Below are 10,899 nucleotides of genomic sequence, written 5' to 3'. Positions count from 1 at the left end.
GACAAATCGTTGTGTTTGTCAGCAGCAGAGAAGCGAGAGTATGAAGAATTTAAATCGTTTCGTCAACCCCTACTTTTCATCTCGTTTAACTTGGCGCTGCTTTGAGCGACGCCTTGTTTTGCGAGGGGGCGAACTATAGCAAAGGCCTCGCCTATCCGGCAAGGCCTTTTTTTTAAATTCATCCGGCCAGCATCTGATCGATTAACTCAATCCAGTGCCCCACTGGCTTGCTGGTGCCCGATTGCAAATGACTCTGGCAACCGATATTGGCCGATACGATGCGCTGCGCACCGGTCGCATCCAGATTCGCCAGCTTACGGTCACGCAGCTGGTGCGACAATTCTGGCTGCAGCACCGAATACGTACCAGCCGAGCCGCAGCACAGATGACTCTCTGCGCACAGACGCACATCCACGCCCAGCGCGCGCAACAGGTCTTCCACTTTGCCGCGTATCTTCTGTGCATGCTGCAGCGTGCACGGCGGATGGAAGGCCACCGGCTCCACCGGCGCATGCTGCTTAAGCAGCGCGACCAGTGCCTGCTGCTCATTGCACAGCACTTCGCTCACGTCCAGCGTCAGTTCCGACACCCGCTTGGCTTTGGCGGCGTAGATGGGATCGTCGCGCAGCAGATGACCATATTCCTTCACGGTCGCCCCGCAACCGGAGGCCGTCATTAATATCGCTTCCGCCCCTGCTTCGATCAGCGGCCACCATGCGTCGATATTGCGCCGCATGTCATTCAGGCCGCCATCATGATCAGCCAGATGGTAGCGGATCGCGCCGCAGCAGCCTGCGCGCGGCGCCACCACCAATTCAATGCCGAGGGCAGCAAGTATGCGCGCCGCCGAGCTATTGATATTCGGTGCCATCTCCGGCTGTACGCAGCCATCCAGCAGCAGCATGGTGCGCGGCATCGCATGTTGCGGCCACGCGCCAGCATCCGGCACCGGTTGCATCTTCTCTGCCAGCGCTTCCGGCAGCAGTGGGCGCAGCATACGGCCTGCTTTCATCGCGGGCCGGAACAGCCAGGGACGCGGCAGCGCCTCCTTCAGCAGCAGACGCTTGTAGCGCGCCGCAGCCGGACGCTTCACCTGCTGCTCGACGATGTGTTTGCCAATATCAAGCAGACGGCTGTACTGCACGCCGGATGGGCAGGTGGTTTCACAGTTACGGCAGGTCAGGCAGCGGTCCAGATGTAACTGGGTGCGCTCGGTCGCCGGAGCGCCTTCCAGCACCTGCTTGATCAGATAGATGCGACCACGTGGGCCATCCAGCTCGTCGCCCAGCAGTTGATAGGTGGGACAGGTCGCCGTGCAGAAGCCGCAGTGCACGCAGGCGCGTAGTATGGCCTCGGCTTCGTCGCCGTCCGGAGTATTTTTATATTGGATTGCCAGATTGGTTTGCATGATTACAGATCCTGATACATGCGACCGCGATTGAAGATACCGGCCGGGTCGAAATACTGTTTGAGATTGCGGTGGATGGTGTGGACGGCAGGCGCCAGCGGCTGGAACACGCCCGCCGCCTTATCGCCACCACGGAATAGCGTGGCATGACCGCCCAGCGCTTGCGCACGGCTACGCATGGTCTGCGCATCGAAGTCGCCACGTATCCAGCGCTGTGCGCCGCCCCATTCGATCAGCTGATCGTGCTGACCAAACTCGCTCAACGCCTCAGTGGTTGATGGCAGCGACAGACGCCACAGAGGCATGCCTTCCAGCCGCACCGCATCGAGCAGCGGGTGACGCTGTTCGCGCAGATCGCTCCACCAGTGCTCGGCCACGCTGGCATCCAGTACCTCGCCGCCGATATGGCGTACCGCCGATGCCACTGCCGCTTCGGCACCGGCCAGACGCAGATTCAGCACACCACCATGCCAACTCGACGCCGACAAAGGCAAAGGCTGACCCGCCCATTTATTCAGACGCAGGAGCGCATCTTCCTGCGACATTTCCAGCCGCAGGGTCTTTTCTGCTAGCGGCTTAGGCAGCACTTTCAGCGACACTTCCAGCACTAGCCCCAGCATGCCCATCGAGCCCGCCAGCAGGCGCGATACATCGTAGCCGGCCACGTTCTTCATCACCTGCCCGCCAAAGCGCAGCGCTTCGCCACGGCCATCCATCAGCACCGTACCCAGCACGAAATCGCGCAAAGCGCCGGCGCTGACACGGCGCGGGCCGGACAGACCGGCCGCCAGCATACCGCCCACGGTAGCATCGGCACCGAAGTGCGGCGGCTCGAACGCCAGCATCTGCCCTTCCGCGGCCAGCGCCTGTTCGATTTCGCGCATAGGCGTACCGCAGCGTGCCGTCATCACCAGTTCGGTCGGTTCGTAGGCGACGATGCCGCTATAACCTCGCGTATCGAGCACTTCACCTTGCGCAGGCTGTCCATACCAGTCCTTGCTTCCACCACCACGCAGGCGCAGCGGCTTGCCATGCACAGTAGCGTCGACGATGCGTTCGCTAAACTGCTTTACCTGATCTTCCATCGTCATGCGTTCACCTGTTTGACAAATTTGAATAGGCCACCGCGCGCCTGCCGCTTGCCATAGGCAGCGCAGCGGTCCAGCGTTGGAATGGCCTTGTTAGGGTTGAGCAGGAAGGCGCCGTCGAAGGCACGCTTGACGCCGATGAAGGCGGCGATCTCGCTCACCTCGAACTGCTCGCACATGGAATCGATCTTTTCGATGCCCACGCCATGTTCACCGGTGATGGTGCCGCCCACGGCCACGCACAGCGCCAGAATCGCCTCGCCAAACTGCTCGGCGCGATTGAATTCATCCGGTGCGTTCGCATCGAACAGAATCAGCGGGTGCAGATTGCCGTCGCCCGCATGGAACACATTGGCGCAACGCAGGCCATAGGTCTTTTCCATTTCGGCGATCCCCACCAGCACCTCGGCCACACGTTTACGCGGAATGGTTCCGTCCATGCAGTAGTAGTCAGGTGAGATACGCCCCGCCGCCGGGAAGGCGTTCTTGCGACCGGACCAGAAGCGCATCCGCTCTGCCTCGTTTTGCGATACGGCGATGGCATTCGCGCCGGCACGGAACAACACATCCGACATGCGGCCGATTTCTTCTTCCACTTCCTCCTGCATGCCGTCCGATTCGCACAGCAGGATAGCCTCGGCGTCGATATCGTAACCGGCGCGCACAAACGGCTCCACCATGCGCGCACTGGTCTTATCCATCATTTCCAGACCAGCCGGAATAATCCCGGCTGCAATCACGGCGGCCACCGCATCGCCACCACTGACCACATTATCGAACGAAGCCATGATCACCTTGGCGACAGGCGGCTTGGGTATCAGGCGCACCGTCACTTCCGTCACCACACCCAGCATGCCTTCCGAGCCGATGAACACGGCCAGCAGATCCAGCCCCGGTGCATCAAGCGCCGCGCCACCGAGTTCGATCACTTCGCCTTCGATCGACACCATGCGCAGGCGCATTACGTTGTGCACGGTCAGGCCATACTTCAGGCAGTGCACACCGCCAGCGTTCTCGGCCACATTGCCGCCGATGGTGCAGGCAATCTGCGAGGAAGGATCAGGCGCGTAATACAGACCATGGGGTGCAGCCGCTTCCGAGATCGCCAGATTGCGCACGCCGGGCTGCACGCGTGCCGTGCGTGCGAGCGGATCGAGCGCGACGATGCGGCTCATCTTGGCGGTGGAGATCACGATGCCATCCGCAATCGGCATGGCGCCGCCGGACAGGCCCGTGCCTGCGCCGCGCGGCACGATAGGCACCTGCATCTGACGGCACACCTTGAGTACAGCAATCAGCTGTTCCTCGTTCTGCGGCAACGCTACCGCCATCGGCAGCTGACGATAAGCCGTCAGGCCATCACATTCATAGGGTCGGGTATCTTCCTGCTCGGACAGCAGGCAGGCAGCTGGCAGTACGGCACGCAGCGCGGCCAGTATGGCCTCGCGCTGCTGCGGCTGTAGCTGGGATGCTTCGGTAGGCGCGTTCATGTTGGACTCTGGATGCTAAAAAGTGGCACCCAGTGTAGCCATCAATAACGCGCGTCTGCGGTGAAAAGAATTAAACGGCGCGACGCAGATTTTTCACGCATCGCGCAGCGAGTCCGGATAGGCCGCCATCATCCAGTCGATAAACAGCTGAACCTCAGGGCGGGTGCGGCTTGTCTGCTCGTACACCACATAATACGCATGCGGCGGCGCCTCCAGCCGGATGTCGAACAGCTGCACCACTTCACCCTTGGCGATCATCTCCTGCGCAAAATGTTGTCGCGTAAGACCAACACCATGACCGTGTTTGATGGCCTCCAGCAGCAGACCCAGATCATCGACGCGCAATGCATCCATCGGTTCCGGCCAGTCCAGACCGGCCTGCTCGAACCATGGCTTCCATTGTTCGAGCGCGGAGCGCAGCAAAGTCGCCTTCTTCAGATCGGCCGGTGTAGCGATGCCGCCGATACGCTCCAGATAGGCGGGGCTGGCCACCGCGAAAGCCGGTTCGCCAAACAGCCGCGTGGTCACCATGTCCGGATATTTACCGGCACCGAAGCGCACTTCGAGATCCGACTCGTTGAGGCACAGATCGTACAGCGGCACAGACAGGAACACTTCCACCACGATGTCGGGATGGGCTTCGGTGAACTCGGCCAGACGCGGCATCAGCAGATAGCGCGCAAAGGTAGGTGGTACGGTGATCTTCACGCGCGGCTGGGCCGACAGCGTGCGATGCGGCAGGGGGAAATCCGTCAGCGTGCGCAAGGCCTGCACCACCACATCAAGGTAGCTGCGGCCGAAAGCCGACAAGGTGAGGTTGCGGCCATCACGGATGAATAGCCGGTCGCCGACAAACTCTTCCAGCAGACGGATGCGGTGCGACAGCGCCGATGGCGTGATGCAAAGCTGCTGGGCAGCGACAGCAAATGAACCAGCCCGTGCCGCCGCTTCGAAAGCGGACAGCGCATGAACCGGAGGAAAACGTCTAGGCATGAAAACCACCTCTCACAAACCCGCAGCCTGCAGGCCAACAATTACGCGCAAAAAGCACAAAGGCCAGCGCGTGCCACGGATAACCGTGACACGCGCTGGCGTTAGGCAGGCGGGACTGATGCCCTGATTTAGTGCGGGATCATGCCGGTGAATACGTACGCCTGCAACACCGTCATAATACCAACGATCGTTGCAAACAACAGGCTATGTTTGAGGGTAAAGCGGAACAATTCGGATTCGCGCCCCACCAGACCGGTCGCAGCGCAGGCTACGGCGATCGATTGCGGCGATATCATCTTACCAGTCACACCGCCCGTGGTATTCGCGGCCACCAGCAGCGTATCGGAAACATTGATCTGGTGCGCCGTGGTATTTTGCAGCGAGCAGAACAGTGCATTCGACGAAGTATCGGAACCGGTCAGGAACACACCCAGCCAGCCAAGGAACGGCGAGAAGAACGGGAAGGCAGCGCCGGTACCAGCCAGCACCAGTGCCAGCGTGGACGACATACCCGAATAGTTAGCCACGAACGCAAAGGCCAGTACCAGACCGATGGACATGATAGGACGACGCAGTTCGACCACGGTATCGGCCAGTGCACGCACGCCAGCCATAGGCTTGAAGCGCAGCAGTACCATCGAAATCAGGGTGGACAGCAGAATCGCGGTACCGACAGCCGACAGCAGGTCCAGCTTGAACACGGCTTCATAGGCTTTCGGTGCCGACACGATAGGGGTCATCTTCATGACCATCTTGTCCAGATACGGTACGTGGAACTTCAGCACGGTGTTAGCCAGTGCGCCAGTGCCGTTGAACAGCGCTTTGAACTGCGGCAGACTCCACACCGTTACCACGGCAGTCAGAATACCGAACGGTGCCCAGGCACGTACAGTCTGTGCAGTGGTGTAAGGCGAAGATTTGCGCACATTCGGTGCGGCGCCATTGGCAGCCTGACCACCGAAGGTGGACATGGCTGCGGTACCGCCGCCCATCGAGATGGCGCTACGGCCACCGGCTTTGGCGCTGGCAGGCTGCCAGACTTTCAGCAGCGCGGTCAGCGATGCCAGACTTACCAGAGCCGAAGTAATATCAGGCAGTTCAGGACCGATGAAGTTCGAGGTCACATACTGGGTTACAGCGAAGCTGCCACCAGCCACCAGTGCTGCAGGCCAGGTTTCTTTCACGCCGCGGGTGCCGTCCATCATGAACACCAGCCAGAATGGTACGGCCAGTGACAGCAGTGGCAGTTGACGGCCAGCCATGGCGCCGATGTTCATCGCATCCAGACCCGTTACCTGACCAGCCACGATGATAGGAATGCCCATCGCGCCGAAAGCTACTGGTGCAGTATTAGCGATCAGGCACAGACCTGCTGCGTACAGCGGATTGAAGCCCAGACCGACCAGCAGTGCCGAGGTAATCGCCACGGGCGCACCGAAACCGGCAGCACCTTCGAGGAAGGCGCCGAACGAGAAGCCGATCAGCAGCATCTGCAGACGCTGGTCATCGGTAATCGACAGCACGGAAGCGCGGATGATATCCAGTTGGCCGGTGCGCTCTACCACTTTGTAGAGGAACACCGCGCTGACGATAATCCATGCGATCGGCCAGATGCCGTAAGCGAAGCCGTAACCGGCAGCGGCCAGTGCCTGCGATACCGGCATGCCGTACGCGAAGATGGCGACAGCCAGCGACAGCACCAGCGTCACCGCTGCTGCCACGTGGCCTTTAATCCGTAGCACGGCCAGTGCCACGAAGAAGAAAATGATAGGTACTGCTGCCATGAGCGCGGATAGCGCCAGGCTGCCCATCGGGTCGTAAATCTGATTCCAGGGTTGCATTAAGGTCTCCTCCAAAGGTACAAGTATTCTGCTGTGGCGACTTATGCCGCTTCGCTTGGGTAGTGCGAAAAGTTGCAATGAGTGTACGGGTGTGCAGCGTGAAATCGGTGGCAAACAAAGATGAAATGAATTAGTCGGGCGGTTGAAAATTATTCACCGCCCCGATTTGCCACCACACGGCTACTCGGCCTGCCCCCTTTCCCGCAGCAATTCTGCAAGGCTGCGCGGAGCAGGTTTCAGGGGCGTACGGTGCTGTGTCCAGCCTAGCTGGCTGCTTGGCGCGAAGGTGCGCAGGCGCGTGGCCACCCAGCGGAATACACGGTACACGCTGGGCCGGGCGAAGGCGCCACTCCAGAATCGCCACACCAGTTGCTCGCTACGGCTATAGCTAGCGCCTTGACCGCGTAGCGGATGCGCAACACTTTGTGCGGGATCGCGATTGGCTTCCGTGCGCAAGCGCACGAGTAATTGCGGTATCGGTATGCGCACAGGGCACACTTCGCCGCAGGCGCCGCACAGACTCGAGGCGGTAGCGAGGTCGGCTGTCGCATCGAGACCCAGCAAATGCGGTGAAATAATTTTTCCAATTGGGCCCGGATAGGTAGTGCCATAAGCATGGCCGCCCACGCGCGCATACACCGGACAATGGTTCATGCAGGCGCCACAGCGGATGCATTGCAGCGTCTGACGTAACTGCTCATCTGCGTACGCCTGCGTGCGGCCATTATCAAGCAGCACCAGATGCATTTCGCGCGGGCCATCAAGTTCGCCAGCACGGCGCGGGCCTGAAATCAGGTTGAAGTAAGTGGTGATCGACTGGCCTGTGGCCGAGCGCGTCAGCAGACTGGCTAACGGCACGATGTGCTCCAGACTGGCGACAACTTTTTCCAGCCCCATTAGAGCGATGTGCACATCCGGCACGGTGGTCGACAGGCGGCCATTGCCCTCGTTCTCGACCAGCCAGATAGTACCCGTATCGGCTGCGGCGAAGTTCACACCGGACAAGCCGATATCGGCATCCACAAAAGCCTGCCGTAGCGCGCGGCGCCCAGCCTGTATTAGCGTATCCACATCTTCCGTGTAGGCCATGCCGGGAATATGCTGCTCGAACAGCGCACCAATATCGGCCTTGGTCTTGTGCACGGCAGGCATAACGATGTGCGATGGTTTTTCATCGGCCAGCTGGACGATGTATTCGCCCATATCCGATTCCACGCACTCGATGCCACGCTCTGCCATGTAGTGATTCAGCTCCACCTCTTCACTGGCCATGGATTTGCCTTTGATGATGCGGCGCGCGGCGCGACGTTCGGCAATACCATGAATGATGGCGTTGGCTTCTTCGGCAGTTTCGGCCCAGTGCACCTGCACACCGTTGGCCTGAAGATTGGTTTCCAGTTGCTGCAGCAATTGCGGCAGATTGGCCAGTGCATGCTGACGCACGGCTTCACCCAGATCACGCAGCAATTCCAGTTCATCCGTATCAGGGAACTGGCTCTTGCGTTTGGTCTGCAGAAAATCCATCGCGCCACGCATGCTGCTGCGCAGCTTGCCGTCCTGCAGTGCCTGATCGACACGCGCACGGAAATCGGCTGGCGAAACAAAGTTCAATGGTGCGTTACTCATGCTGCACCTCCCTGCTCCGCTACATCATCGACAATGATCAGCCACAGCGCACGTGGGCCATGCGCACCGTATGCCAGCGTCTGCTGGATGTCGGAAGTTTTGGACGGGCCGGAAATCATCACCAGATTAGTCGGCATGCCTTTGTTCCAGCCTTCGTTGCGAGCGGCAGCATGCATATCGGCATACAGCGTGCTGGCATACACCAGTGCGATATGCAGCGGCGGCACCAGCGACACGGTGCGCGGTGTACCGGCATCGGGCACCACGATCAGCGTGCCGGTTGCAGCGATGCCGGAGCGCGCCACCGTAAAACCGGCATCGACCGAATTGAAAAGCTCGGCTTTCCATTGTTCGATAGGTTGAACGAACGAGCGTGCCTGCACGCTATCGGGCAACGCCGCTGCCAGCATTGCACCTTCGCTGCTGCCATGGTCAAGCAGCAGACGTTTAACGCCAGCCTCGGCAAGTTTCTCGGCCAGCAGTTGCGGCCAGCTGTGGGCATCGGCACGCCATACATCGGTACGTACGGATGCCATCACACTTTGCAGACGATCTGCCAGTTGTGCAGGGCTGGCCGCGCGCAAGGCGCTATCGGCGTAATGCAAATCTATGCTCTGCTGTAAGGCCGCCGCATCATGGGTCGGCGCGGGCGCTGCGGCACGCAGCTTGCCCAGAATGCGCTCACGTGCGCTCATGGTACTCATGGGTTCAGACTTTCATCAGCATCGGTGCCATTCACACGGCGCCACAGGAAACTGGCCATGTGCTCGACTTCGAGCTCGGCGCCCTGATACTTGGCAGCGTGACCGATATTCAGCAGGCAGCCACAATCCGCCGACACCACACGCTTGCTGCCCGTTGCACAGGCGGCAGCGACTTTGTCGCGCACCATGGCGCCGGAAATATCGGCATGTTTGAGCGAGAACGTACCACCAAAGCCGCAGCATTCGGATTCATGTTCGTGCTCGACACGGGTAACGCCGGGCAACGCGTCGAGCAATTCCACACCATGTACACGGGTGCCCATTTCGCGGCGCGCGCCGCAGGAGGTGTGCAGCACGACACGCTCGGCATCCTGCTCAGGCACACCGAGATAGCTGACCTTCATCACGCGCAGCAAGAATTCGCTGAGTTCATAGATACGCTCGGACAGTGCGCGTGCACGTTCGGCGACTTCAGGCTCGTCGGCGAACAATCCCGCCCAGTGGTGACGCATCATCCCCGCGCAAGAGCCGGAAGGCACGATCACTGGCCAGTCATGCGGGAACAGATCCAGCTGGGCACGCACCACGGCACGTGCCTGTTCAGGATTGCCACTGCTGTAGGCCGGCTGACCACAGCAACTCTGGCCGCGCGGGAAATGCACGGTGAGGCCTTCGCGTTCGAGCAGGCGCACGGCATCAAGGCCGGCTGCGGGCATGAACAGATCAATGATGCAGGTGCCGAACAGATACACCTGTCGATCTGCCGGCGGTTTGGGATATTGGCGGGTTTCCAAGACTGGTCTCCTAATTTTGCTTATTTGTCGAGCAGGCGCCATAATTCCCGCATCGCGAAATCGTCGCAAACTGGTTGGACCAGGGCTGTGACAGGAGAACAACAGTATGAAACCACAGGGATTGGTAGAAGATGTGCAGCGCCGGCTTGAGCAGGCACTGCTGGACGGGCGCTATGTCGCGAATAGCCGCCTGCCCTCCGAACGCGTAATGGCCGAGCAATTCGGTGTCTCGCGTAACACGGTGCGCGAAGCGACCCAGCGCTTGGTAGCGCGTGGGCTATTGCGCAGTCGTCCCGGAGCCGGTGTCTATGTGAGTGATCAGTTACGCACCGGTGCCACTAGTCCGTGGGGCCATCTGGTCGCGGACCATCCGGCTGTGCTGGCCGATGTGCTGGAGTTTCGTCGCGTACTGGAAGGTGCTACCGCCTACTATGCCGCGCAACGCGGCACCCCTGAAGAACATCAACGGATTCGCGATCTGCTAGATGTACTGGAACTGGCGCGCGCTGAAGAACGCGCAGCCGACGAAGCCGCTGCCGATGCGCAGATGCATGAAGCCATCGCATTAGCCTCACATAACAGTATGTTCCTGCATCTGCACGCCAGTGTATTGGGTATTTTGCGCGAACACATTACCCTCAACGGCACCAATCTGCGCACGCTCGCGCCTGAAGTTTCAGGTCAATTGTTGCAGCAACACCGCGCCATCTGTCAGGCCATTTGCGCTCGCCGCCCCGAAGCCTCGCGTACCGCCATGCAGGCTCACATCGACTACGTAATCAGCATGCTGGAAGCTGAATAAGGCATCTTCGCCGCACCAACTGGCCCTACCAGTTAATCTGATGTTTTCTGACGTCCAAAGCAAAAAACCCCCAACAGCCTAAAGACTGAAGGGGGTTTTTCTAATAACTAGCTTGACGATAACCTACTTTCACACTGGTTGCAGCACTATCAT

General features: G+C 59.9%; 9 protein-coding genes. 1 reads left to right on the top strand and 8 read right to left on the bottom strand.

What is annotated here, in order from left to right; translation table 11 throughout:
• Nucleotides 1–178 precede the first annotated feature (178 nt).
• The 8 genes from glcF to ABNT42_RS11760 all read right to left on the bottom strand — a co-directional run bounded on the left by glcF (nucleotide 179) and on the right by ABNT42_RS11760 (nucleotide 9,944).
• Entirely contained in the window at nucleotides 179–1,408 is a 1,230-nt protein-coding gene (gene glcF, locus ABNT42_RS11795; RefSeq protein WP_348697164.1) for a glycolate oxidase subunit GlcF, read from the bottom strand.
• A gap of 2 nt (nucleotides 1,409–1,410) precedes the next feature.
• Nucleotides 1,411–2,493, bottom strand: a complete 1,083-nt coding sequence (glcE, locus tag ABNT42_RS11790; protein WP_348697165.1) for a glycolate oxidase subunit GlcE — start codon at nucleotides 2,491–2,493, stop codon at nucleotides 1,411–1,413.
• A 2-nt stretch (nucleotides 2,494–2,495) separates the two neighbouring features.
• Entirely contained in the window at nucleotides 2,496–3,986 is a 1,491-nt protein-coding gene (locus tag ABNT42_RS11785; RefSeq protein ID WP_348697162.1) for an FAD-linked oxidase C-terminal domain-containing protein, read from the bottom strand.
• A gap of 93 nt (nucleotides 3,987–4,079) precedes the next feature.
• Nucleotides 4,080–4,979 carry a LysR substrate-binding domain-containing protein gene (locus ABNT42_RS11780; protein WP_348697160.1) on the bottom strand — a complete coding sequence of 300 codons (900 nt, stop codon included), beginning with the start codon at nucleotides 4,977–4,979 and terminating at the stop codon, nucleotides 4,080–4,082.
• Nucleotides 4,980–5,107: 128 nt separating this feature from the next.
• On the bottom strand, nucleotides 5,108–6,820 hold the full coding sequence (locus ABNT42_RS11775; RefSeq protein WP_348697158.1) for a lactate permease LctP family transporter: 1,713 nt from the start codon (nucleotides 6,818–6,820) through the stop codon (nucleotides 5,108–5,110).
• A gap of 180 nt (nucleotides 6,821–7,000) precedes the next feature.
• The gene (locus ABNT42_RS11770; RefSeq protein WP_348697157.1) at nucleotides 7,001–8,446 is read right to left on the bottom strand and encodes a LutB/LldF family L-lactate oxidation iron-sulfur protein; all 1,446 of its coding nucleotides are present in this window, start codon (nucleotides 8,444–8,446) and stop codon (nucleotides 7,001–7,003) included.
• Nucleotides 8,443–9,150: a lactate utilization protein C gene (locus tag ABNT42_RS11765; protein ID WP_348697154.1), complete on the bottom strand. Its 708-nt coding sequence runs from the start codon at nucleotides 9,148–9,150 to the stop codon at nucleotides 8,443–8,445. Before ABNT42_RS11765 ends, ABNT42_RS11770 begins: the two co-directional genes overlap by 4 nt.
• A complete protein-coding gene (locus ABNT42_RS11760; RefSeq protein ID WP_348697153.1) occupies nucleotides 9,147–9,944 on the bottom strand; it encodes a (Fe-S)-binding protein in 798 nt (265 codons plus the stop codon). The genes ABNT42_RS11765 and ABNT42_RS11760 overlap by 4 nt, the downstream gene beginning before the upstream one ends.
• A gap of 106 nt (nucleotides 9,945–10,050) precedes the next feature.
• Between ABNT42_RS11760 and ABNT42_RS11755 the strand changes: the two genes are divergently transcribed.
• Nucleotides 10,051–10,746 (top strand): FadR/GntR family transcriptional regulator, encoded by a 696-nt coding sequence (locus ABNT42_RS11755; RefSeq protein WP_348697152.1) that lies wholly within the window; start codon nucleotides 10,051–10,053, stop codon nucleotides 10,744–10,746.
• The last annotated feature ends 153 nt before the right edge of the window (nucleotides 10,747–10,899 follow it).

Origin of the sequence: Duganella fentianensis, from assembly GCF_964031615.1 — a bacterium.
GTDB classification, from domain to species: Bacteria; Pseudomonadota; Gammaproteobacteria; order Burkholderiales; family Burkholderiaceae_D; genus Rugamonas; species Rugamonas fentianensis_A.
The sequence above is the reverse complement of the archived record's forward strand: the minus strand, read 5'-3'. Positions and strand labels throughout refer to the sequence as shown.

What these genes read in the sequence shown, in the direction of transcription:
- ABNT42_RS11765 (WP_348697154.1), bottom strand. Translation starts at nt 9,150, where the DNA reads ATGAGTACCATGAGCGCACGTGAGCGCATTCTGGGCAAGCTGCGTGCC.
- glcF (WP_348697164.1), bottom strand. Translation starts at nt 1,408, where the DNA reads ATGCAAACCAATCTGGCAATCCAATATAAAAATACTCCGGACGGCGAC.
- ABNT42_RS11770 (WP_348697157.1), bottom strand. Translation starts at nt 8,446, where the DNA reads ATGAGTAACGCACCATTGAACTTTGTTTCGCCAGCCGATTTCCGTGCG.
- ABNT42_RS11780 (WP_348697160.1), bottom strand. Translation starts at nt 4,979, where the DNA reads ATGCCTAGACGTTTTCCTCCGGTTCATGCGCTGTCCGCTTTCGAAGCG.
- ABNT42_RS11785 (WP_348697162.1), bottom strand. Translation starts at nt 3,986, where the DNA reads ATGAACGCGCCTACCGAAGCATCCCAGCTACAGCCGCAGCAGCGCGAG.
- ABNT42_RS11775 (WP_348697158.1), bottom strand. Translation starts at nt 6,820, where the DNA reads ATGCAACCCTGGAATCAGATTTACGACCCGATGGGCAGCCTGGCGCTA.
- glcE (WP_348697165.1), bottom strand. Translation starts at nt 2,493, where the DNA reads ATGGAAGATCAGGTAAAGCAGTTTAGCGAACGCATCGTCGACGCTACT.
- ABNT42_RS11755 (WP_348697152.1), top strand. Translation starts at nt 10,051, where the DNA reads ATGAAACCACAGGGATTGGTAGAAGATGTGCAGCGCCGGCTTGAGCAG.